Raw genomic sequence first — 23,797 nt, 5'->3', positions numbered from 1 at the left:
GAAATTGTAAAAAAATTTATAATGTAAATTTGCATAATCGAATTTCCCATTTTAGAACTCATTTTATTTAGCTCGTGCAAATTGTGATATGTCATGTAATTTTTCGGTCATACAATGCCTTTGATAAAATTTTTTTTCAGCCTCATTATTGTTCTGATTTTTAAATCTTTTTTTTAAATTATTTTTATACTCTTTGAAATATGGGTCTTTTTGGGCTCCAATGCAGTCTGGATCGGCTAAATTACAACTGGCAAGTAATAAAAATACAAAAGTATGACAACAGGTTTCGTTATAACCATGCCGTTTATAACTCCATTCATCTTCAAATTTGCTCGCAAAATCTCTAATTTCTTCTATGATTTGTATTTCTGTTCGTGAATCATTGGGTAACAAATAAGGATGAGTTGTAAAATCTATTTCATCTTCATGAAAACGACCATTTTGATGTGGATCAAAGGGTCTAATTGAAAGATGATTTTTTCCGTCATGTTTATTTTTTTCTTCAGGTTTTTCATCTTTTACTTGAGGATTTCCACTACCGCCTTCCCATTCTTTTTCAAAAGATAAATCATGTTTCATATCGTTTTTTTGGTGATTTCGTCTACCGGCTTCTCGGTCTTTTTCAGGGGATAAATTATGATTTTTATCTTTATCTCTCCTTAATTGACAATCACCATTCAAAAAACCTTTCCCTTTCATAGTTCCTAACTCAATCCATTGGAATAAACCATCATCAGGATACCATCCATAACTTTCACGAAATCCATTCGCTTTAGTGCATTTTTTGTTCATTGAAATAAATTTTTCTTCAGTTAATTTTTGTTCCCTTGCCTCTTTTATAAAATCATCAGTCTCATCTTCATCATCATGAATGATTTCAATCCAATAATGTCCAGGAGACCAAATGCCACCCATTGTCATGAAAATTCTACGTATTAAAATATTTTCTAATTTCCTTGTCCCAGCGATTACTGTTGTTTCTATTGTGTTATCACCACTTGAAGCTTGACAGGTCAGTGATGTTGCTCCAATGCAATTCATAAAAAACTCCTATGCTTCTTTTTAATGCTCATTTATATTTAAATGTAACGTTATCTTCTTCATATCCCGATGTCACAATTTGAGTTTTACCTTGTGCATCAGTTTTACCTTCAGCTATAACCTGATTGGCTCTATTTAAAATTTGGTACTCTCGGCTAATGATTGGTTTGTTAGTGCCTTCCTCGACTAAAACAAATTGTCTAACATAAGGAGGTTGGGGTTGCTGTTTAGGAAATGAATAGAGTGTTGGTAACATTTTTTGGGGACCAGTATAGGGATAAGATTGTGCACCATGTTTAATAATACCCGGTGCATACAATTCTATATTTCCATCGGCTATACGAATATAGGCTCCACCGCATGCAATAGTTATCTCTTTTTTCGCATTGATATTAATTTTGTCATCATTACTTGTCATGGTTAGCGTTTTATCTGCAATAATTTCAATGTTGTCATTATGAGACTGTAATTGTACTTTTGCTTCACCACTAAAAATTTTAATATCTTGTTTTGCAAAAACAGAAAATTCCCTGCCAGCACTGGTATGAATTGAATTATTTGCTGCAATATTAGTATCATGCTTACTTGTTAATAAAATATTTTGTTCAGCAAATTGATAAATACTGTCAGGTGTTACTGAGGCTATGCCTTTAGGACTTGATAACACTATACTTGGTTGAGTAAAAGCTAAATTTTCATTCATACCAGTTACTGTATAATTAACAAACTCATTTAGGGTATCCGAACCTTCAAGAATACCTGCTCGATGACTATCAGAACGTTTAGATAATCGTTTTGATACGCTCAATCCGGTTTTTAACAAAATTGAAGTTTCATCTCCATCTAAGCTTGCTTTTTTGACCCCTTGATTTCCTTCCCGCTTATAGGTTGTGATATAAACCCCTTTACCTGCTCGTATAGCCCCCCATTCATCAGTGCGTAACTCAAAGCCTTCACCACGTTTATGTTTTTCGCTATCCACTAAATGACCAATGTTGAGCTGGGTTTTACCGTACTCAGTGGCAAGCTTGATATGCTCTTGCCCACGTTTGTCATCCATGCGCAGTTTGTTGTTCGCCGGTGTACGAATTACATTGCGGTGTTTGTTGATTGTGGTGACATGGTCGGGGTGCGTGCTGTCATGCATAGCATGGGCAATATAAGGTCTGTCCGGGTTACCATTAGTAAATGCAACCGCCACTTCTGTACCGTCTATTAACGGAAAATGAAAGCCGTACGTATTACCCGAATAAGGTTTTGCCAGTCTTACCCATAAACTTTCTTCGCCTTTTTTCCAATTTTTTAAATCAAAATTGAATTTAATACGATAGCGCCCTTTTGTATCGATATAACCATAAGTATCATCATCTGGACTGGTTACCCGTGCCGGTAAAGTACCGCTAACTTGTGGCCAAGGAAGTGGCAAAGGACGATAAGGTTTTAATACATCATATGGAATGGCAGTAAAATGGGTTTCGTAAGAGTCTGTTCGATTACCATGACTTTCGGAAGCAATAATAATAATACCTTCTTTTATGTCATAAATCGGACATTCTTCAATAATAAGACGTTGACCCGGCACCAGTTGATAATCATTACATTTACCATAGATAATGAATTGTTCTGATATATAGTGTTGGTGACGTATGTGCGCATACCATTGCCCGCTTTCAACTGTTTGTTTATCACCCAATACTTTATAATGCTCTTCATAACGGTAGTCATCGCCATGGGTTGTGATATCTTTAGGCTGGCTATTGGCTGAGCCATGTAGTTGACTGTTTGCCATGCGATAGTTGTAGTCGTTAACACTAACTTGCTTAGGTTTGGTTTTACTACTGAATTGTAAGTCCCATATGCTGTGACGTTGATTATCCGTCAGTCCACTCGGCTGTTTGATTATAATACTTCCGGCATCTTCCAGTCCTTGTTCATAATCACTCATCACGATAACATCACAATGGTGCTTAGGATGCGTTTCGAAATAGAACCAAATCCCAACATCGGCAAGTAATCTTTGTATAAACGCTAGATCTGATTCTTGCCATTGGGTGATAAATTCACGAGCCGGATAAGTTTCGTTTAATTCAAAACGAAAATCAATTCCTGTAAAACCATGATTTCGTAATACTTCTTCAACCACATCAACAACGCTTGTGTTTTGATAAATTGCACTTTGGTGATGGTTGGCTAATAAGGCTATCCTTGGCACTAATGTAACGCAATAATGCGCTTCGTCTTTACTCATTGAAACAAGGCTGAACTCTGTGATAACACCGTAAATTGTTCTTGATTTATCAAGCTTATCAAGGGAACTGATTTGAGTTAACTTTAAAGGTAATTGACGAGGATGAAAAGTAAGCGATGCGGTTTGATTAAGTATCGAATCAATGGATATATGCTTATTTGGACTGGTAAAATGAATTGCATATTGCCATGGTTGATTTAATTCTTCTTTACCTTCAAGTGATAATATTGATATTGTTGTCAGTAAATCTACACCATCAATTGAAAGGGAATAATTATTTTGCGCTGAGTTTTCAATTAACGATGAAGCACTCTCGGTCAATAGCTCCTGTAAATTCATCATATTATCCTTATTTTGCATTTAAAATACTACTTTCCAACCTAACTTTATTTAAAAAAGTAAACTTGTGTTTATAAATGTAATTATATGTAAATGGTTAACTAACCTATATAAACAAAATACGTGTTATTTTTGGACAGTCAATGGTTTTTTTGTGTTTTTTTGAAGTTGATCATAGAATTGTATGAATAAATTTTTGTAAGTTTTATTTTGATTTTAGCTTGAATAAGGATTGATAAAAAAGATTTAATATACAGCAGAGATGTATAAAAATTTATTTTTTATAACTAATTATAATTTTCATTGTTAGATTGTTTTAAATTTAATTTATATAAACCCCAATTCTTTAGAATAAAAGTCTGATTTTTCATTGAGTAAGACAATTATCGCTGTTGGTCTATGTATTTGTTGTCTGAGTTTTTCTAAACTCGTTTGATCAAGTTGAGGGATCTGATTTTTGATTTTTTCCCATTTTGCACGTCTTAGCGAAATTCGACTTTGCTCCCAGGCATATTCACTATGACTACAGTAAGGAATAATTTTTTCATGTTGTTGATAAGCTAAATAGATATCAACGCTATCTTCTGATAAACGAGTCGCCACTTCGACTTCGTTATCCCATCCCATTTTTGGATCACGCTTATAACCTTCATTCAAATTTAATACGTTTTGATTGGCGATAGACGATTTACTTAAATTAGCCCCTTGAGCACCATGATAACCTTTTTGTAATCCTGCTGGTGGTTCAAGATCTTGTTCATAAACGGATTCAATTAATTGCCTTGCATCATCCGGCATTTTAATGCAACCTTGCTCGGATAGTGTCTTTTGGGTATACCATAAATGAGCCGGATTAGCGTAAACATAACTGGTATTTCGAAAGACTGGTTCGTCAAGCCAATTCGAGTTAGGTTCAGCTTGCCAATCTGGGGCAAGCACGGTTAGGGTAGGGGGATGGCGTTCATCAAACGATTGATTCTTTGCATCATATGGCTTGATATTACCCTGTTTGTCGCGAATATGGCGTTGTAAACGTCCAGCTCGTTGTATTAATAAATCTATCGGGGCAATATCGCTGATCATTTCATCAAAATCAAGATCCAAGGATTGTTCAATCACTTGTGTTGCTATAATGACTTTTCCTGCACGAATTTGATGATTCGATGTTTTTCCAGCCCATTGTAATGTTTTTTCTTCAATTTCCAAACGGTCACAATACGCAAAACGGCTATGAAAAAGTAGGATTTGTGTATGATCCAGTTGTAAATTGAGTTGAATTTGTTGATATAGACTAATTGCATCTTGTACACTGTTTTTGATCCAACAAATAATTTTACCTTGTTGCATAGCTTTGCTGATTTTGTCTATACCTGCTTCAATATGGTTAATCCATTCGATATTTACTTGGCGTTTAACTTCTTGTCGGGTTTCAATCGCTTGTTTAACTAAGCCGTTATGATTAAGCTGTGTCATAAGTGGAAAAGGTAATGACTGTTCTAATTCTAAAACTTGTTTGTTGCCAGTTAAGCCTTTATAAAAGGCATCGAGTAGTTTTTGACGCAGAAATAAAGGTAATGTTGCTGTCAAAATAATAACACTGCCACCTTGTAACGCATGGTAATGTAATAGGTTTTCGAGTAGTTTTACCATGTAACTGTCATAAGCATGAACTTCGTCTAATATCAGTAATTTATGGCGTAATCCTAATAAACGTAACGATTGATGTTTGAAAGGCATAATTGCCATTAACGCTTGATCTAACGTGCCAACCCCAACTTCAGCTAATAACGATTTTTTTCGAGTATCAACAAACCATTCATTACATTCTCCACTCACCGATTGTTCACCTTTAGGGTATTTTTGCTGGCTAATTTCATCGTGATTTAAAATTGTTTGAGTAAAATGCGGATTCATATAGCTAGACCCATGAGCCAGTACTAGCGAAGGATGGCTATCAGCTTGATATAATTGTTCGTAGACTTGAGCGGTACGCTGATAAATAGCATTAGCTGTTGCTTGAGTTGGTAAGCCAATATAGATACCCTGTGCTTTTTTAGCTGTCATAAGCCGATGTGCTAAAATCATTGACGCTTCCGTTTTTCCTGCACCAGTCACATCCTCCATAATAAAAAGCTCTGCACCATTATCAGAAAGTTGACAGGTTAACGCTTGTTGCTGTAGTGGTGTTGGTTTTTCAATGAAAGGAAACAAATTTTTAATATCACTAAAAGGGGTGATTGGCGATGCTGTTGGTAAAGTGGCAATGGCTTTTTCTGCTTTCAACATCGCATGATTGTGCCAATATTCATCAAGAGGCATGGGCTGTGAACAAAACGGAAAAAATTGTTCATTTGAACCAAGCCAATCACTGATTACAGTTAAACCCGCAATTAACCAACTTATTTGTTTTAATTTTTTATGATAATTTATATCAAAAAAATGACAAGCATGGTGTGCTAGATTGTTATCGACAATAAACAATTGATTCAGTGCGATAATATAGTCTAAAGCCGATTGTTTATCTTGTTCATTAAATGATAAATTACCATAAGCTTCTCGTTCTGGTGGTTTGCCATGATGTCCCGTCATAATAAGTAGCCATGTGTCATATAATTCATCAATATCTTCACTATGTTGTTCAAGCTTAACGTTTGGTTGGTGTTTAAGTGAATTATTCCATAACCAAAAACCAAGCGAATCATGTCTAGAATTATAGCTTTTAGATGGATCGACGCTGACAAGCTGCGGATGATTGTGTTTAAATAATGCTTGGAATCCATTCGCAAATTTACCAATATCATGCCAAGCCAAAAAATAAGCAAACCAAAGCGCTGCTTGATCGACATCTTTTGCAGAAAAACCAATTTGTTCAAATAATTGCGAAGAGTTAAATAAATTTTGTTTAACTATTTGATAACCACATGCAGCGACATCTAAATTATGGTAAGCAAGTAAGTGATAACTACTGTTGTCAGAACTTTGATGGCATTTGCCCCAATATTGATAAAATGGCTGAGTCACTAAATGTATTCCTTGATTGTTTTGCTACTGTTTTGTCCGTTTTATTATTTATGCTTATTTAACTTAATAATTTTCATTAAATTTCGAAAAATTTAGTTTGTTAATATAATACTGTTTAGTATAAAAATGAAACAAAATCTTTTATACTGAAACATAAAGTAAATGTTAAACTTTTTTGATGATTAATTAATTAGTCAGATTATAATGGTGGTTGTACTGGGTGAATTTAGTGCTAATATTTAGATTTTGCTCACTTAATTGAAGTTTGGCAAAATAGAATATTTTAACTAATGAGGGTAAATAATTTTAGTCATTATCGATGACAATAAAATTTTGCGCTAACAAATAAATTTAAAATTGATTAAAACAGGAATTAAATTAGGATGATTCGTCAAATCAAACCCAAAATAAAATCAGTACTCATTGCTTGTTGTATGAGTGGATTTGTCATTATTCCTCAATCTGTTAATGCCAATCAAACAGAAGACAAAACAACGCAACAAGCGTCACAAGCTGTTGAGCAGTCTTCGGATAGTCGTCAGCAAATGGCAGTGCGTAACGTCATTCAAACGAGCGAACAGATTTATCATAAAACTATTTTTTCGTTATTAGGCGAACCTAAATATCCTGACAATTTTGAACATTTAGAATATGTGAATCCAAATGCGCCGAAAGGTGGAATTATTAAACTAGCTGAGATTGGTTCGTTTGATAATTTCAATCGCTATGCCAGTCGTGGTGCGCCGGAAAAAAATTCAGGTGCACTATATGATACCCTTTTTACGAATACCGCAGATGATATCACCAGCTTTTATCCTTTGATAGCAACGTCGATTACTTATTCTGATAGTTATCGTTGGGCTGAAGTTTTAATTAATCCTAATGCACGTTTTCAAGATGATCAGCCAATAACTGCTGAAGATGTGGAATTCACCTTTAATAAATTTATGACTGAAGGTGTGCCTCAATATAAAGTCTATAATCAAGGCGTGACGGTTAAAGCCTTAGATACTTATCGAGTTCGTATTGAATTGCCAAAATCCGATCGTGAAAAATTACTTTCATTTGTCGGCAATATGCGCGTTATTCCAAAACATTTTTGGCAACATCATAATTTTTCAGAACCCTTAACGACCCCACCGGTTGGGAGTGGGCCTTATTTTATTAGTGATTATAAAATGGGGCAATACGTGATTTATCGCCGTAATCCTCATTATTGGGCGAAAGATTTACCCGTTAATCGAGGTTTAGATAATTTTGATGAAAAACGCATAGAATATTATATGGATAGCAGTATTGCATTAGAAGCCTTTAAGGCCGGTGAATATGATTTTCGGGGTGAGTCCCAACCTAAAAATTGGTTTACGCAATATCAAGGTCATTATTTTGACACAAACGATATCATCAAGCAGGAAAAGCCGATAAAAACTGCAACCGACACCAGATGGTTAGCCTTTAATTTACAAAAAGATCTGTTTAAAGATATTAAAGTTCGTGAAGCGATTACGTTAGCATTCGATTTTGAATGGTTAAATCGTGCTTATTACTATAACAGTTATAAAAGACCGACCAGTTTTTTTGAAAATACAATTTATGCTGCAAAAGGAACCCCTACCGAACAGGAGCTAAAATGGCTGAATATCTATAAAGATATTATCCCTGAACGTGCTTTTGGTGATGCTTATTCATTGCCTAAAAGTGATGGTCAGGGTTTTAATCGTGAAAATTTATTAAAAGCCGCCCAATTACTCAATCAAGCTGGCTGGAAAATTGAAAATGGCGTGCTTGTCAATGCAAAAACTAAGCAACCTTTTGAATTTGAACTTATTGCTTACCTTGGTGAAGATATTAAATATGCTATTCCATTTCAGCAAAGCTTAGCAAAATTAGGTATTAATATGAAAATTACGTTGTTAGATTCGGCTCAACACTTACGTCGTATGCGTGAACGTGATTATGATATGATGGCTCGTAATTATGGGGCAGTGAATTATCCAACGTCAGATCTGATGATTCTTTGGGGGAGTGAATATCTTAATTCGTCATGGAATGGTTCAGGTTTACATAATCAAGCCATTGACGGTATCATCGCCGAAATCACCAAGAATGTCGATAATCAAGAAGCATTAATCCCACTAGGACGAGCGCTTGATCGTATTCTTACTCAAGAATACCCCATGATCCCCATGTGGTATAATAGCCAAACATTTTATGCTTACTGGAATAAATTTGGGCAACCAGACATCCAACCCACTTATGCAATAGGCGTGGATAGTTGGTGGTATGATGCTGATAAAGCAGCTAATTTATCTAAGAATAAGGAACATTGATATGCTCAATTATCTAGTTCGTCGATTGGTATTCATTATTCCAACACTGTTTGTTATTTTAACGATCAATTTTTTTATTGTACAAGTAGCTCCAGGAGGCCCAGTTGATCAAGCCTTAGCGATGATAGAAAATGATGCCAATGGTGGACAAAGTTTGTTACCCGGTGGTGAAAGCACTGCATCATCTTCGCTGCATCAAAAAAATGAGTCAAATTATCGAGGTGCTCGAGGACTTGATCCCCAAGTTGTGGCTATGATTGAAAAACAATTTGGCTTTGATAAACCCCTTTTTGAACGTTACATTGATACGCTCAAAAATTATCTTTCCTTTGACTTTGGTAATAGTTTTTTTAAAAGTGAATCGGTTTTAGGATTGATTGCTAAAAGCTTGCCTGTTTCGATTTCTTTAGGGCTATGGAGTACGTTAATCGTTTATATGATTTCTATCCCTTTAGGTATTCGTAAAGCGGTTAAAGATGGTTCTGCATTCGATTTTTGGTCAAGTATGTTAATTATCATTGGTTATGCAATACCTGCTTTTTTACTGGCTGTTTTATTAATTGTATTGTTCGCCGGTGGCAGTTATTGGGATATTTTTCCGCTACGAGGATTGATTTCAAATAATTTTGACCAACTCGATTTTTGGGGAAAAGTAAAGGATTATGCTTGGCATATCTGTTTGCCAACCATTGCTATGGTGATCAGCGGTTTTGCTTCGTTGACGATGTTAACTAAAAATCTATTTTTAGATGAAATTCGAAAACAGTATGTTATTACTGCGCGTGCTAAAGGCTTAAGCGAAAGACAAATTTTATATAAGCATGTTTTTCGTAATGCGACATTATTGATTGTTTCAGGCTTTCCTGCTGCATTTGTTGGCATTTTATTTACCGGTTCGTTGTTAATAGAGATTATCTTTTCGCTTAATGGTCTAGGATTATTAGGCTACGAAGCGATTATACAACGTGACTATCCGGTAATTTTTGGTTCACTTTATATATTTACCTTAATTGGACTCATCACTAAATTGTTATGTGATTTATCTTATATGGTGATTGATCCACGTATTGACTTTGAGGCTCGTAATTAATGACCACTCACTATTCTATTAATCAACAACGTTGGCAACGATTTAAACATAATCGTCGTGGTTATTATTCGCTTTGGCTATTTTTGATTTTTTTTGTTATTAGTTTATTTTCAGATTTTATCGTTAATGACAGACCAATTTTTATCAAATACCAGAATAACTATTATTCACCTATTTTTCATTTTTATCCGGAAACTGAATTTGGTGGACAGTTTGAAACGCAAACTAACTTTTTAGATCCTCAAATACAAGAAAAAATAGAACAAAACGGTTGGATGTTATGGCCACCTTTTCGTTATACCTATAATACATTAATTTACGATACTAACAGTACCTTTCCGACGCCACCTTCTGCATTGCATTGGCTAGGGACAACAGATGCAGGTTTTGATGTTCTAGCCAATATTTTATATGGTTTTCGAATATCGATGTTTTTTGCTATTCTTTTAACACTTTTTACCACGATTATCGGCATCATCATTGGGGCTATACAGGGGTATTATGGTGGTAAAGTCGATATGATTGGGCAACGTTTCATCGAAATTTGGAGCGGATTACCTGTCCTATTTGTCATTATTCTTCTTGCAAGCATTTTACCACTTAATTTTTGGTGGTTACTAGGTATTACTGTTTTGTTCGGTTGGATGGCATTAGCTGGCATAGTAAGAACAGAATTTTTACGTACACGTAATTTTGATTATATCCGTGCAGCAAAAGCAATGGGCGTTAGAAATTATAAAATTATGTTTCGTCATATTTTACCTAATGCCATGGTGGCAACTTTAACCTATTTACCGTTTATTCTTTGTGGCTCAATTACCACATTAACATCGCTTGATTTTTTAGGCTTTGGTTTACCGATTGATTCACCATCGTTAGGCCGTTTATTACTACAAGGCAAAAATAATTTGCAAGCACCATGGCTTGGCATTAGCGCTTTTCTAATTATTGCAACGTTGCTTTCCCTTCTGATTTTTATTGGTGAAGCCGTAAGGGATGCATTCGATCCAAACAAAGGAGTGTATCAATGAGTTTACCTTTATTATCTGTACAAGATTTAAGTATTGCATTCAAAAGACAAGCTCATCTCACTTCGCAAGTGGTCAGTCATATCAGTTTTGATATTCATGAACAAGAGACACTTGCATTAGTTGGGGAATCAGGATCGGGTAAAAGTGTGACGGCACTGTCAATTCTACGCTTATTGCGTAACGAACAAGTGATTTACCCAACTGGGGACATTTTGTTTGAAGGATACTCATTACTGCATGCCAGCGAAAAATCACTTCGTAAAGTACGAGGTAATCAAATCAGTATGATCTTTCAAGAACCAATGGTATCACTTAACCCATTGCATACTGTTGAAAAGCAGCTTTATGAAGTTTTATCATTGCATCGAGGCATGCGACGTAACGAGGCCAGAAGCGAAATATTGCAATATCTCGATCGGGTTGGAATCAAAGAGCCTAAAAATAAATTGTCAGCTTATCCTCATCAATTATCAGGGGGAGAAAGGCAACGAGTTATGATTGCTATGGCAATATTAACACATCCTAAACTATTAATTGCTGACGAGCCAACTACGGCTTTAGACGTTTCTGTACAGGCGCAAATTATTCAGTTACTGAAAGAGTTAAAAACAGAACTGAATATGAGTATGCTATTTATTTCGCATAATCTAAGTATTGTAAAAAAATTAGCGGATAAAGTGGCGGTAATGCAACAAGGTCAAATCGTTGAATATAATAATAAACAACGTATCTTTTTACGTCCGCAACATCCATATACTCAAACATTATTAAACTCTGAACCAAGTGGTGAACCTATCGTTTTACCTGAAACACCGGGGATACTGCTTAGTGTTAATCATTTAAATGTTGAGGTGACAACGCAAAAACGCTTATTTAGCAGTAAAAAGAAAAAAATTGTTGATAATGTCGGTTTTGTCATTCATCAAGGTGAAACCGTGGGGCTGGTTGGTGAATCAGGCTCAGGTAAAAGCACAACGGCAATGGCGATACTTCGGTTAATAAAATCTGACGGCGATATTTTATTTGATGGTCATCATATTGATCATTTAACCGCTAAAAAATTACTCCCGTTCCGTAGTCGTATTCAAGTGGTGTTTCAAGATCCTTTTTCATCGCTAAATCCTCGTTTTAATGTTGAGCAGATTATTAGTGAAGGATTGTTAACCCATAAAAAACTAAGTAAATCTGAACGAGAACAAGCTGTGATTGATATCATGCTTGAAGTTGGTCTTGATCCAGCTATGCGTTTTCGCTATCCAACAGAGTTTTCAGGAGGGCAACGTCAGCGCATTGCTATTGCCAGAGCCTTGATTTTACGACCAGAATTACTCATCTTAGATGAGCCAACCTCATCTTTAGATCATACAATTCAGCAACAAATTATCCATTTACTTAAATCATTGCAACAAAAGTATCAACTGAGTTATCTTTTTATCAGCCATGATTTAAGCGTAATTTATACTATGTGTCATCATGTTGTTGTTATGAAAGAAGGAAAAATTGTCGAACAAGGATTGTGTGAAAAAGTCTTTTCTGAACCCGAAAATGAATATACAAAAACCTTGTTATCATTTTTCGATAAACCGATGAAGCTAAAAGCAAAAAATAAAACACTGATTTATTCAGATAAAATCAATGAGCAAGAAGAAAAAGAAAATAAAAAACTAAAAAATCAAATCAATTGGGCAGACGCGTTGTTGATGCGAAAAGAGTAATGATAAAAATTAACGCATTAACACGCATTTTACAAATTATCTAAAATTAACTTTATCAATAAATTATGCAAAAACGAAGACTACCTTTTTTTATCGCACCATTATCCATATTGTTTTCAACTAATGTCATAGCGCTGAATTGTCGTGATGATATTACTCAAAATCAAGTTGAAGCCAATAATTATATTTTCCAACTTTATGATTATCTTGATACACCTGCAAAGGGAATAAAGCAAGAAATCAGAACGACAACGACCCAAAAAATAGGTATGCAGGAGAATGAAACGAATGCAAATCATTCATTAGAATATGATCCAAACGGACTAATTACGTTAAGTCATTATGAGCTGTATTCTGCTCAAAATAAACGATTATATTCTGAACATCTCCAAAAAATAAATACTGGTTGGGAAAATATTATCGAAGATTTTGAAGATAAAACTAACAGTATTACCCAGTTTACGACTGATAAAGACGGTAAAATTATTCAGTCTCATCAAGTTAAAAAAGCGGTTGATTTTATTTTTATTCAAAATGATAGTTATCAATATGATACCAATCATTGTTTGGTTAATAAAAATGTGCACTGGCAACTTAAAGAAACGGATGAGCAGGGTAACTATACCGGTAATGATTTGAATGGTGTTTCATTATTTACGTATGAATATCAAGATCAAAAACTCGCAAAAGTAGTGACTCAATTTAGTAATGGTTTAAGCAATGAAAGTGATTTTTCTTATCAATATGAAAATAATCGCTTAACGTCAATTCAATCTACTAATTTTACAGACGGTAAGGAGTCAGCTAACTATATAACTCAATTACTCACCGTCAATGATAAAAAAGATTGGCTTTCAGCAAATAGAGTAAATAAACTTCAACCAGATAAGCAAGTGAACGTCGTTAGACAAATCACTTATTATTAATCTTGAAACCATTAGCGTTATCATCTAATAACGCTAATCGCAATTTCAATTATTATGTTCTGACAAACAAAATAAAAATAGCGTGAATCGTCCATGCCAGCGCCAAACCAAAAGTTAACAGTTTTTCACGTTTAGGATGAATATTAAACTGGTGCAAAATCGTTAAAATTTGTTGTAATGCGCACCAAATGGGTAAGCATATCATCAACAGCAAAAAGATTTTACCCGGTTCGCTACTAACTAATTTTAAAATATAGGAACGAGTTTGAGCATCGCCAAAAGGAATAATCAATCCAATGATAATCATCACAACCGGAACAAAAACAGCTGCCCACGTACCGCCTAAGGCATATAATCCTTTGATAACAGTATTATTCGAACGTTTAGTTTCTGATTCTTGAATTTTCATGATTTAAACACCACTCATCTTAATATCAATTTAATTAATAACACTGATACGGCAATTGTGATTATCCATAAACAAGCGATAAGTAACCAAGCTTGAGTTTGCTTATTATCAGTCGTTAATGATAATGCTTTAGGGACTTTTATAAACCAAATTATGCTATGTAATAGTGCCGACAAGAGTGCTACACAATTAAGTGCAACCACAACGGGTTTTTGTAAAAAGAAGATAAAGCGGTAAAACTCATCTTGTCCAACCGCATTCGTGTACATACAAACTACCCCATAAGTTAAAACAAAACTGATCCATAACATTGAAAACGGCGTTATTTTGCTAATGATCGATAATATCAAGGATACCTTGGTTTTTACCTGCCCATTATCAAGCTGATGAGAATTGTCTAGGGGAATTTGATGATTATTTAGTGGAAATTTAGTGTTATTTTTAGGATTCATAACTCTCTCAACATTAGATTTATCTACCAGCTTTTACATTTTATATCAGTTTCACAATAGCTTTTAACAAGCAATTATAGTGGCAAACCGACTTAATGTCGCTAGTTTAATATAAGTAATGTTAAAGATTTTACCGTTCTAAGGTTGCACATAATGTGCGTGATTTTAATTGTTAGAAAGCTATGTGAAAAAATTAAAATAAGCAATAATACAAGCTGTTATATGTAAATTTTTAAAAAATTTGTAGTGGATCACATTTTTATTATTTGTTTATCGTAAAAAATGTAATTTTTTGGTTAAATAAGATTTAAAATTGTTAAATAGATTGATAGCAAATATACATAATCAATTTATATTAATGAATCAAACTTGTGATGAATTAATGGTTTATTAATAAATAGATAATCGGTGTCGGATCATAACATCGATTTTATATGAAATTAAGGAGTAAAAAATTTGTCTACTTTATCTTTATTAGACGAAAAATGGATACCGGTTGTTCATTTCGATGGTCACCTTAGTAAAATTCAACCCAGCCAACTGGTTGATGAAACCATTTCAGATTTAGCTTATTTAAGACCCGATTTTCAAGGTGCGGCTTACCAGTTTTTGATTGGTTTATTACAAACCACACTATCGCCCGAAGATAATTCAGAGTGGCGAAAATATTGGAATAATGGTTTTTCATCACAGCAACTAACCGAAGCGTTTGAACAAGTCAGAACTGCTATGCAATTTGGCGCAACAAAACCTTCTTTTATGCAAGATTTTGCACCGTTAAATGGGAATAAAGTTCCTATATCGGGTTTATTGGTTGAAGCCCCGGGCGAGAATGCATTAAAACGAAATACCGATCACTTTATTAAACGAGATTTCGTCAAGGCAATATGCCCACACTGTGCTGCTATGGCGCTGTTTACGTTGCAAACTAATGCCCCATCGGGTGGTCAAGGACATCGAGTGAGTTTGCGTGGTGGAGGGCCTATCACGACTTTAATCATGCCTGAACTGAATAAACCGACTCCATTATGGAAAAAATTGTGGTTAAATGTGATCCCTTTAGATGATGAAGAAAAACCGCAGCAGTTTGATGCATCAGTCTTTCCTTGGTTAGCCGCAACAAAGACTAGTGAACCACCTAAAAATTTAAGTCTATTTCCTGATCAAGCTAATTACTGCCAAGCTTTTTGGGGAATGCCTCGGCGAATTGAGTTAGATTTTCACCAAACTGAGCAAGGGCAATGTGACATTTGTGGTGAATTCTTAACACAACTAATTACCCAATATCAAACCAAAAATTATGGCATTCAATATCAACATTGGCTACATCCACTAACACCCTATCGAATAGATAAAAAGACAGGTGAACAACTTGCGATTAAAGGGCAACCGGGCGGCTTAGTATATCGAGATTGGTTAGGTATGGTGAGTGCCAATGATGATACGCATTCAGCTAGCGTTGTTACCACCCATCTTGATCGAAACTTTAAAGATAAACAACACTATCATTTATGGTGTTTTGGTTACGATTTCGACAATATGAAAGCACGTTGTTGGTATGAACACACATTCCCAGTCTACCCCGATTTGGCGGATCCTGACAGTGATTTAAGTGAGATAATAGCACAAGCTTTAGCACTCAGTAAAGATTCATTACCGATTTTGCGTAAAGCAATGACGGCAATTAATAAGCACTCAACTTCAATTGATATTGCCTTTTGGAAAGAGACAGAATTGCCATTTTATCAGTTTGTAAAACAACTCATTACACAAAAAGATAATTCCAGTGGTCGGCAACCATTGTTAGCACAGTGGGCTAAAACATTAATACATTACATTATCCAAGTTTATGATAAAGCTGCTTTTAGCGATCCTAATCAGTCGCTAAAAGACATAAAGGATAGTAAAACGAATCAAGAAGTTTGTATTCAAATCAGTGCCAGAGAAAAGTTGCTTTCTGATTTTAATAAACTTACGTATTTTAAGAAAATAAAAAATAGCAAATAATCTTGCTTGAATAAGGGAGAAAAAGATGTCAGAAAGTCTGATAAAAAAGTCGATAATTCTTAAAGAAAACCACAAAAAAATTATTGATGATTGGTTTTCGATGTTGCAAGAAAGGCGATATGGATTTAATGGTGGTACCTACAATGGACGACAATTACGTGCAGAGCTACGCCGTGCAACGTTTCTTCAAGAAATCATTTTACAAGAAGGTTATACTATTTTAAAGGATGCTCTATTTGATAAAGATAGTACATTATTCAGTAATAAGCCGTTTCATGAACAAGCATTAGTTTATTTTACTTGGGTCGCTCCATTTGCTGATTCTAATAATGATAATGCTTCTTTTGCATCACAATTAAGTGATAAAGTTCGAGGCGGTGAACGTAATTTTTTATCTCGTTTACGATTTCAACAACTTTTAGCCAGCGAAACACCCGAAGAGTTTTGTCGTCGCTTAATTCGAGCGATAAAAATACGGGGTAAAAATGGTGTCAATCTCTTTTCATTGGCTGATGGCATCTTTTTATGGGTACAAGAATGGCATGAACGTCAACAAAATCTACCTTCCAATTCTGATCCATTTAAACGTCTTTCTGTTCGTTGGGCAATGGATTACAACTCAACTAAAAAAACATCAAAGGAATAATTAATATGAGTACATTTATTCAATTACATTTACTAACGGCTTATGCACCATCTAATTTAAATCGTGATGAAATGGGACGACCTAAAACCGCTGTAATGGGTAATAGCGATCGTCTACGGATTTCTTCTCAAAGTTTAAAAAGAGCATGGCGTACATCAGATTGTTTTTATCAATCTTTAAGTGATCATATTGGTGTGCGTTCGCGTCGATTTGCAAGAGATTGGATTTATAAACCGATGGTTGAACAAGGAGTGTCTGAAAAAATAGCCAAAGAAAGTGCCATTAAAATTGCAGGACAATTTGGTAAAGTTAAAAATGAAAAAGCACCAAAAGATCCACTGACTAATATCGATATTGAACAGTTAGTCCATATCAGTAATGATGAGCAATACGCAATTGCTTCGTTAGTTAAACAATTAATTAGCGAAAAAAGGCTTCCAACAGATGACGAAGTTAAACTATTACGCAAACAAAATAGCAGTGTTGATATAGCCCTATTTGGTCGAATGTTAGCGGATAGTCCTGCATTTAATGTGGATGCTGCCTGTCAGGTTTCTCATGCTCTAGGGGTTAGTTCAGTCACAATCGAAGATGATTTTTTCACTGCTGTTGATGATTTAAATAATAAAGAACAAGATGCTGGCTCTGCCCACTTAGGCGAACGTGGATTTGCCTCTGCACTGTTTTATACTTATATCTGTATTAGTCGTGATTTACTCCTTGATAACCTAAATGGTGATGAAGCATTGGTTGAAAAGACGCTAAAAGCATTAACTGAATCTGCTGCCAAAGTAGCACCATCAGGTATGCAAAATAGCTTTGCATCACGTGCTTATACCTCTTATTTATTGATTGAAAAAGGTACTCAGCAACCACGTTCACTTGCTGTCGCTTACTTCAATCCTATCCGCAGCCAAGATATGGTGAATGATGCTATTACAAGGTTAGAGCAACAGTTAGATAAGTTTGATCAAGTTTATGGTCAATGTGCAGATGATCGCTACAAACTCAATATTGAAAGTGGAGAAGGGACACTTGCTGCTGCATTAACGTTTGTTGCGCAAAAATAAGGAGCGGTCAAGATGATAAAACATCTTATTTTTCAGATTTATGCACCGCTTACATCGTGGGGTGAACCGGCTGTTGGCGAAGTTCGCCACAGCAATATTATTCCTTCCCGCTCGGCTGTATTAGGTTTTTTGGCGGCAGCATTAGGTATTCGGCGTAATGATGAGTGTATTGATGCTTTCAATCAGCATTATCATGTTGCAGTTCGCCCTTTTGTTGATAAGAGTCATTGGTTTAGTGATTTTCATACTGTTCAGATGCCAAAAGCGAATAAAAAAGACGTATTTTACACACGTTATGATGAAATACGTCGTAATCCTCAAGATCTTGAAACTCTACTTACCAAGCGTGAATATTACAACGATGTCTATTATCAAATTATTATTACCGAAACAAAAAGCGCCCCTTATTCTGTAGAGCAGATAAAGCAGGCATTATTAACGCCTGTCTTTCCACTTTATGTGGGCAGGAAAAACTCGCCATTGTCATTGCCATTAGCGCCGGTGATTTATGAAGGTGAGCTTAGTGATGCTTTTGTCTTCGCTGATGACCATTATCGTCAATATCACCAATGTGATTCAATCCTTAAAGATTTAATTGATAGTGATGCTAACGAATATTATTGGGATCATCCTGATCAAGAAGCGCATTTTGACGTAATTAAAATACAACTTCGACAAGATCAGCCCATTAATCGGAAGCGTTGGCAATTTATCAATCGTCAGCAATATACAGGACACTTAAAAAGGAGCGAATAGATGTATTTTTCGAAAGTCGAGCTAAAACTTGAGCGGCTTCCTTATGTGATGCAACAAAAATGGTGGTCTGCTGGTGAATATGCTATGCATCAATGGTTATGGCAACTGTTTCCTGATGAAAATAAACGTTCTTTTTTATTTCATAAAGATCAGAAGATTAAAAAACCTCTGTTTTATCTTTTATCTGAAGTTACACCGCTTGCCAATCATGAGTTATTTAAAGTTGATACAAAACCTTATGCACCACAATTAACAACAGGCATGAAGTTAAGTTTTTTATTACGTGCCAATCCTGTTGTCATGAAACAAGGAAAACGATGTGATGTGATGATGAACGCTAAGTATCAGGCTAAACAACAGGGATTATCATCGAATGAGATCAAAGCTCAGCAATATCAAGCGGCCATAGATTGGTTGATTAAGCAAAGTGAAAAGCGTGGATTTTCATTACAACAAAATGATCATTCAGCAGTCTGCTGTAATGTTATCAGTTACAACCAACATCTGCTTAATAAAAAGTCAGAACTTAAACCGATTAGTTATAGTAGTGTTGATTTTGAGGGGGTTTTAACTGTTACTGATCCTAAACTATTTTTAGCTACACTTTATCAAGGTATTGGTAAAAGCAAAGGATTTGGCTGTGGGCTATTTTTAATCAAACACTGTCAATAGGATATTTAATATGGTGTATGTTCCACTGAATCCTATTCCTTTAAAAAATAGAACATCAATGATCTTCCTACAATATGGACAAATTGATGTTTTAGATGGTGCTTTTGTATTAATAGATAAAACAGGCGTTAGAACCCACATTCCCGTTGGATCTATTGCTTGTATCATGCTTGAGCCCGGAACACGAGTATCACATGCAGCGGTTAGATTAGCCGCAACTGTGGGGACACTGTTAGTCTGGGTAGGTGAGGCTGGCGTCAGAATGTATTCGACAGGTCAGCCTGGGGGAGCCCGTTCAGACAAATTACTTTATCAAGCAAAATTAGCTTTGGATGATGAGCTTCGTCTAAAAGTTGTCAAAAAAATGTTTGAACTGCGATTTGGCGAACCGGCTCCTAGCCGACGTTCTATTGAACAATTACGAGGTGTTGAAGGTGCTCGTGTACGTGCAACTTATGCATTACTAGCCAAAAAGTATCGTGTTAAGTGGCATGGACGTAAATATGATCCCAAAGATTGGCAAAAAGGCGATACGGTCAATCAATGTATCAGTGCTGCTACTTCTTGTCTTTATGGTATTACCGAAGCAGCGGTTTTGGCAGCTGGTTATGCCCCAGCTATCGGTTTTGTGCATAGCGGAAAACCGCTCTCGTTTGTTTATGATATTGCCGATATTATAAAATTTGATACAGTGGTACCCAAAGCGTTTGAAATTGCTGCTAAAAATAGAGCTGACCCTGATCGTGAAGTGCGCATTGCTTGTCGCGATATTTTTAGAAGTCAAAAAACATTGACGACATTAATTCCACTGATTGAAGAGGTATTATCCGCTGGAGGTATTGAACCTCCACCGCCTCCTGATGATGTCCCCCCGCCTGCAATACCAGAACCTCAATCACTTGCCGATAGTGGCTTTAGGAGCCATTAATCATGAGTATGTGTGTTGTGGTGACTGAAAATGTCCCACCTAGATTAAGAGGACGCTTAGCTATTTGGTTATTAGAAATCAGAGCTGGTGTTTACATAGGTGATATTTCCAGACCGGTAAGGGAGATGATTTGGCAACAAATCATCGAGCTTGCTGAAGAAGGTAATGTTGTACTTGCTTGGGCAACCAATACTGAATCTGGATTTGACTTCCAAACTTATGGTACTAACAGAAGAGTGCCGGTAGAACTCGATGGACTCAGGTTGGTATCTTTTTTACCTATTGAAAATCAATAAGTTAAAGTTCTTTAAAAATTAAAAAAATCTGGTAGAATTTTATGGTCTCTATAAGTTTAAATAAAACAAATAGCTACGTTTAGAGTGTTCCCTGTACACACAGGGATAAACCGCGAATTAGAGGTACCTCGACTGCGAACACTAAAGTGTTCCCTGTACACACAGGGATAAACCGAATAATAACTGGGAGATGATCATGACGACTGAGTGTTCCCTGTACACACAGGGATAAACCGCCCGTCAGGGCTTTATTGGTTTTGTTCTATCTGTGTTCCCTGTACACACAGGGATAAACCGCTTCTGATTAATACGACAGAGGAGGATTTGCAGTGTTCCCTGTACACACAGGGATAAACCGGCCATTCATTTTTAAAAACTATTCAGTCAGAGGTGTTCCCTGTACACACAGGGATAAACCGTATTGCCCTTGTAGCGCGCCCGCCACAACGAAGTGTTCCCTGTACACACAGGGATAAACCGATGAACCCTGCGTGCGAGCCGTTTTTATAATAGTGTTCCCTGTACACACAGGGATAAACCGTCACTAAGTGAACTACTTGGGACTACTGTCAGCGTGTTCCCTGTACACACAGGGATAAACCGCTAGAGGTGGTTAATGGATGAGTTTCCGTGGCGTGTTCCCTGTACACACAGGGATAAACCGATTTTGTCCAATCCGGAGGCGAGAGCCGCCTAGTGTTCCCTGTACACACAGGGATAAACCGATTTAATCCGTGATTCAGTGAACAACGATCAGGTGTTCCCTGTACACACAGGGATAAACCGAGATAAACCCAAAATATGCAGCTTTAATTAATGTGTTCCCTGTACACACAGGGATAAACCGAAGTAAAATGGGAAAATGAAGTATATTTGATAGTGTTCCCTGTACACACAGGGATAAACCGTCCTCCGGACAATTATTCCTCATCCACAGCCACGTGTTCCCTGTACACACAGGGATAAACCGGATTTTTTTGTTTTTTTTTGTGTGTTGCTCATGTGTTCCCTGTACACACAGGGATAAACCGTAAACAAAATGTTCTACTCTGTCGGTCTATTAAAAAGTTTTCATATTTGATAAGTATTAACATGGTATTTACGATACGAACTAAAATAATCGGTAAAAATAGCGTACAATAGCGCAATGTTTACTTGTACATCAGCTTAATTAATTTAGGAAATAAGTATGACCGGCAAATTTATTGTCATTGAAGGACTTGAAGGTGCAGGAAAAACCACAGCAATTAATACTGTTGCGCGTATTTTAAAGCAATCTAATATTGAAGATTTACAATTTACTCGTGAGCCGGGTGGAACACCGATTGCTGAAACGTTACGTAATATTATTAAAAATGGTTTAGAACATGAGCCATTAACGGATAAAGCTGAATTATTGATGTTATATGCGGCTCGAATTCAGCTTATTGATAATGTTATAAAACCCGCTCTTAAAATAGGAAAATGGGTAATAGGTGATCGTCATGATTTATCCACGCAGGCATATCAAGGTGGGGGACGCCAACTTGATAGCGTATTGATTAAAACGTTACAAAAGCAAGTGTTAGGTGATTTTAAACCCGATTTAACTTTGTATTTGGATGTTGATCCAAAAATAGGATTAATGCGAGCAAAATCTCGTGGTCAGCTAGATAGGATTGAGCAGCAATCTATCCTATTTTTTGAACGTACTCGTCAACGCTATTTAGAGCTTGCTATGCAAGATGATACTATTGTGACTATTGATGCCAGTCAATCAATGGATGTGGTAACACAGCAAATTGAAGACGTGTTAACTGCATGGTTATCATTAATACAGGTTAATAATGCATGATCAAAAATAGATATAGTTGGCTCACGCAGCCATATCAGCAATTAGCGACAAGTATTTTACATGATCGAGCCCATCATGCTTTATTAATTAATTATATTCAAGGTAGTGGTGAAAATGAGCTAATTGAGCAATTAGCAAATCGTTTATTATGCCAAGCATCAAGCGATCTAGCCCCTTGTTTAAAATGTCATAGCTGCCAGTTATTTTTGTCTCATCATCATCCTGATTATTATCAGATAACTAACGAACAGGGTAAGCAATCGATCGGTATCGATCAGATTCGAAGTATTACCGCTAAAATTTACGAAAAATCACAGCAAGGCGGTAATAAAGTGATTTGGATTAAACATGCTGCCTTAATGACCGAAGCCGCCGCAAATGCATTATTGAAAACGTTAGAAGAGCCACCTGCAAATACTTATTTTATTTTAAGTGACGATCATAATAGTCATTTATTACCAACTATTTATAGTCGTTGTTTTTCTTATTTTTTACCGATACCTAAGCTTGAACAGTCTATGGATTGGTTGAAAAATATACAGGGTTTACATTATAGTGATAATGAACTTGCGTCAGCTTTGTTATTAAGCGAAAATGCGCCATTAACAGCAAAAACTTTGTTGGATCCTACAAAATGGCAACAACGTAAAGTATTTTGTGAAAATTTATTGAGTGTTATTCCTAATAATGATTTTTGGACGCTTGGCGTAACATTTGAGCATGACCATTTTATTGATCGCATTAGTTGGTTTTGTGCTTTATTAAGTGATGCTTTAAAAGCAAAACAAAAAGCTGGACGGTATATTATTAATCGTGATCAAGTGCCATTGGTAAGATTATTGGCAACATTAAGTTATGAAAAAATTACTGCTCTTTATGAACTATGGTTGAATGCCAGACGTCAGTTATTGTCAATAACTGGGTTGAATAAAGAATTATTGGTTTATTATGTTCTTTCTCAATCAGAGTTGATTTGCGATTAAATA

Annotated in this window: 19 protein-coding genes and 1 CRISPR repeat array; of the genes, 14 read left to right on the top strand and 5 right to left on the bottom strand. The window is 35.8% G+C overall.

The genetic code is table 11. The annotated features are described in order from the left end of the window. Positions 1-63: 63 nt before the first annotated feature. From J3U36_RS02450 to cas3, 3 genes are all read right to left on the bottom strand, one after another. Positions 64-1,041 carry a hypothetical protein gene (locus J3U36_RS02450; RefSeq protein WP_267378298.1) on the bottom strand — a complete coding sequence of 326 codons (978 nt, stop codon included), beginning with the start codon at positions 1,039-1,041 and terminating at the stop codon, positions 64-66. Between the two features lie 28 nt (positions 1,042-1,069). Beyond that, a complete protein-coding gene (locus tag J3U36_RS02445) occupies positions 1,070-3,631 on the bottom strand; it encodes a type VI secretion system Vgr family protein (RefSeq protein ID WP_267385830.1) in 2,562 nt (853 codons plus the stop codon). Positions 3,632-3,955: 324 nt separating this feature from the next. Continuing rightward, the gene (cas3, locus tag J3U36_RS02440) at positions 3,956-6,649 is read right to left on the bottom strand and encodes a CRISPR-associated helicase Cas3' (protein WP_267380360.1); all 2,694 of its coding nucleotides are present in this window, start codon (positions 6,647-6,649) and stop codon (positions 3,956-3,958) included. 545 nt (positions 6,650-7,194) lie between these two features. On the opposite strand from cas3, the gene J3U36_RS02435 reads away from it, so the two are divergent. The 5 genes from J3U36_RS02435 (at position 7,195) to J3U36_RS02415 (ending at position 13,741) form a co-directional block, all read left to right on the top strand. Beyond that, positions 7,195-8,979 (top strand): extracellular solute-binding protein, encoded by a 1,785-nt coding sequence (locus tag J3U36_RS02435; protein ID WP_416379849.1) that lies wholly within the window; start codon positions 7,195-7,197, stop codon positions 8,977-8,979. A gap of 1 nt (position 8,980) precedes the next feature. Further along, positions 8,981-10,069, top strand: coding sequence for a microcin C ABC transporter permease YejB (locus J3U36_RS02430; RefSeq protein ID WP_267380364.1), 1,089 nt, complete (start codon positions 8,981-8,983; stop codon positions 10,067-10,069). Then, the gene (locus J3U36_RS02425) at positions 10,069-11,100 is read left to right on the top strand and encodes an ABC transporter permease (RefSeq protein WP_267380365.1); all 1,032 of its coding nucleotides are present in this window, start codon (positions 10,069-10,071) and stop codon (positions 11,098-11,100) included. Before J3U36_RS02430 ends, J3U36_RS02425 begins: the two co-directional genes overlap by 1 nt. Next, entirely contained in the window at positions 11,097-12,815 is a 1,719-nt protein-coding gene (gene yejF / locus J3U36_RS02420; RefSeq protein WP_267380366.1) for a microcin C ABC transporter ATP-binding protein YejF, read from the top strand. Before J3U36_RS02425 ends, yejF begins: the two co-directional genes overlap by 4 nt. Before the next feature lie 65 nt (positions 12,816-12,880). Next, positions 12,881-13,741: a hypothetical protein gene (locus J3U36_RS02415; protein WP_267380367.1), complete on the top strand. Its 861-nt coding sequence runs from the start codon at positions 12,881-12,883 to the stop codon at positions 13,739-13,741. A 52-nt stretch (positions 13,742-13,793) separates the two neighbouring features. Here J3U36_RS02415 and frdD read toward each other — a convergent pair whose 3' ends face one another. Together frdD and J3U36_RS02405 are read right to left on the bottom strand one after the other, a co-directional pair. Continuing rightward, positions 13,794-14,150, bottom strand: a complete 357-nt coding sequence (frdD, locus tag J3U36_RS02410) for a fumarate reductase subunit FrdD (RefSeq protein WP_267380369.1) — start codon at positions 14,148-14,150, stop codon at positions 13,794-13,796. Positions 14,151-14,164: 14 nt separating this feature from the next. Continuing rightward, positions 14,165-14,602, bottom strand: a complete 438-nt coding sequence (locus J3U36_RS02405) for a hypothetical protein (protein ID WP_267380371.1) — start codon at positions 14,600-14,602, stop codon at positions 14,165-14,167. A 456-nt stretch (positions 14,603-15,058) separates the two neighbouring features. On the opposite strand from J3U36_RS02405, the gene casA reads away from it, so the two are divergent. From casA to J3U36_RS02360, 9 genes are all read left to right on the top strand, one after another. Next, on the top strand, positions 15,059-16,609 hold the full coding sequence (gene casA, locus J3U36_RS02400) for a type I-E CRISPR-associated protein Cse1/CasA (protein ID WP_267380373.1): 1,551 nt from the start codon (positions 15,059-15,061) through the stop codon (positions 16,607-16,609). 25 nt (positions 16,610-16,634) lie between these two features. Continuing rightward, positions 16,635-17,255 carry a type I-E CRISPR-associated protein Cse2/CasB gene (gene casB / locus J3U36_RS02395; protein WP_267380375.1) on the top strand — a complete coding sequence of 207 codons (621 nt, stop codon included), beginning with the start codon at positions 16,635-16,637 and terminating at the stop codon, positions 17,253-17,255. A 5-nt stretch (positions 17,256-17,260) separates the two neighbouring features. Then, entirely contained in the window at positions 17,261-18,325 is a 1,065-nt protein-coding gene (cas7e, locus tag J3U36_RS02390) for a type I-E CRISPR-associated protein Cas7/Cse4/CasC (protein WP_267380377.1), read from the top strand. A gap of 12 nt (positions 18,326-18,337) precedes the next feature. Continuing rightward, positions 18,338-19,081 carry a type I-E CRISPR-associated protein Cas5/CasD gene (gene cas5e, locus J3U36_RS02385; RefSeq protein ID WP_267351530.1) on the top strand — a complete coding sequence of 248 codons (744 nt, stop codon included), beginning with the start codon at positions 18,338-18,340 and terminating at the stop codon, positions 19,079-19,081. After that, positions 19,082-19,753, top strand: coding sequence for a type I-E CRISPR-associated protein Cas6/Cse3/CasE (gene cas6e / locus J3U36_RS02380; RefSeq protein ID WP_267380379.1), 672 nt, complete (start codon positions 19,082-19,084; stop codon positions 19,751-19,753). 10 nt (positions 19,754-19,763) lie between these two features. Beyond that, complete coding sequence (gene cas1e / locus J3U36_RS02375; RefSeq protein WP_267380381.1) at positions 19,764-20,681, top strand: type I-E CRISPR-associated endonuclease Cas1e; 918 nt, start codon at positions 19,764-19,766, stop codon at positions 20,679-20,681. A gap of 2 nt (positions 20,682-20,683) precedes the next feature. Continuing rightward, positions 20,684-20,977: a type I-E CRISPR-associated endoribonuclease Cas2e gene (cas2e, locus tag J3U36_RS02370; protein WP_220216475.1), complete on the top strand. Its 294-nt coding sequence runs from the start codon at positions 20,684-20,686 to the stop codon at positions 20,975-20,977. A gap of 84 nt (positions 20,978-21,061) precedes the next feature. Further along, positions 21,062-22,008: a CRISPR direct-repeat array (repeat unit 29 nt; unit sequence GTGTTCCCTGTACACACAGGGATAAACCG). 158 nt (positions 22,009-22,166) lie between these two features. Next, positions 22,167-22,811, top strand: a complete 645-nt coding sequence (gene tmk / locus J3U36_RS02365; RefSeq protein ID WP_267380383.1) for a dTMP kinase — start codon at positions 22,167-22,169, stop codon at positions 22,809-22,811. Beyond that, positions 22,808-23,794, top strand: a complete 987-nt coding sequence (locus J3U36_RS02360) for a DNA polymerase III subunit delta' C-terminal domain-containing protein (protein ID WP_267380384.1) — start codon at positions 22,808-22,810, stop codon at positions 23,792-23,794. The genes tmk and J3U36_RS02360 overlap by 4 nt, the downstream gene beginning before the upstream one ends. Positions 23,795-23,797: the final 3 nt, after the last annotated feature.

The sequence above is a fragment of the Gilliamella sp. B3817 genome, assembly GCF_026536705.1.
Classification (GTDB): Bacteria; Pseudomonadota; Gammaproteobacteria; order Enterobacterales; family Orbaceae; genus Gilliamella; species Gilliamella apicola_I.
The sequence above is the reverse complement of the archived record's forward strand: the minus strand, read 5'-3'. Positions and strand labels throughout refer to the sequence as shown.

What these genes read in the sequence shown, in the direction of transcription:
- J3U36_RS02450 (WP_267378298.1), bottom strand. Translation starts at nt 1,041, where the DNA reads ATGAATTGCATTGGAGCAACATCACTGACCTGTCAAGCTTCAAGTGGT.
- J3U36_RS02445 (WP_267385830.1), bottom strand. Translation starts at nt 3,631, where the DNA reads ATGATGAATTTACAGGAGCTATTGACCGAGAGTGCTTCATCGTTAATT.
- J3U36_RS02435 (WP_416379849.1), top strand. Translation starts at nt 7,195, where the DNA reads ATGGCAGTGCGTAACGTCATTCAAACGAGCGAACAGATTTATCATAAA.
- J3U36_RS02430 (WP_267380364.1), top strand. Translation starts at nt 8,981, where the DNA reads ATGCTCAATTATCTAGTTCGTCGATTGGTATTCATTATTCCAACACTG.
- J3U36_RS02425 (WP_267380365.1), top strand. Translation starts at nt 10,069, where the DNA reads ATGACCACTCACTATTCTATTAATCAACAACGTTGGCAACGATTTAAA.
- yejF (WP_267380366.1), top strand. Translation starts at nt 11,097, where the DNA reads ATGAGTTTACCTTTATTATCTGTACAAGATTTAAGTATTGCATTCAAA.
- J3U36_RS02415 (WP_267380367.1), top strand. Translation starts at nt 12,881, where the DNA reads ATGCAAAAACGAAGACTACCTTTTTTTATCGCACCATTATCCATATTG.
- frdD (WP_267380369.1), bottom strand. Translation starts at nt 14,150, where the DNA reads ATGAAAATTCAAGAATCAGAAACTAAACGTTCGAATAATACTGTTATC.
- J3U36_RS02405 (WP_267380371.1), bottom strand. Translation starts at nt 14,602, where the DNA reads ATGAATCCTAAAAATAACACTAAATTTCCACTAAATAATCATCAAATT.
- casB (WP_267380375.1), top strand. Translation starts at nt 16,635, where the DNA reads ATGTCAGAAAGTCTGATAAAAAAGTCGATAATTCTTAAAGAAAACCAC.
- cas7e (WP_267380377.1), top strand. Translation starts at nt 17,261, where the DNA reads ATGAGTACATTTATTCAATTACATTTACTAACGGCTTATGCACCATCT.
- cas5e (WP_267351530.1), top strand. Translation starts at nt 18,338, where the DNA reads ATGATAAAACATCTTATTTTTCAGATTTATGCACCGCTTACATCGTGG.
- cas6e (WP_267380379.1), top strand. Translation starts at nt 19,082, where the DNA reads ATGTATTTTTCGAAAGTCGAGCTAAAACTTGAGCGGCTTCCTTATGTG.
- cas1e (WP_267380381.1), top strand. Translation starts at nt 19,764, where the DNA reads ATGGTGTATGTTCCACTGAATCCTATTCCTTTAAAAAATAGAACATCA.
- cas2e (WP_220216475.1), top strand. Translation starts at nt 20,684, where the DNA reads ATGAGTATGTGTGTTGTGGTGACTGAAAATGTCCCACCTAGATTAAGA.
- tmk (WP_267380383.1), top strand. Translation starts at nt 22,167, where the DNA reads ATGACCGGCAAATTTATTGTCATTGAAGGACTTGAAGGTGCAGGAAAA.
- J3U36_RS02360 (WP_267380384.1), top strand. Translation starts at nt 22,808, where the DNA reads ATGATCAAAAATAGATATAGTTGGCTCACGCAGCCATATCAGCAATTA.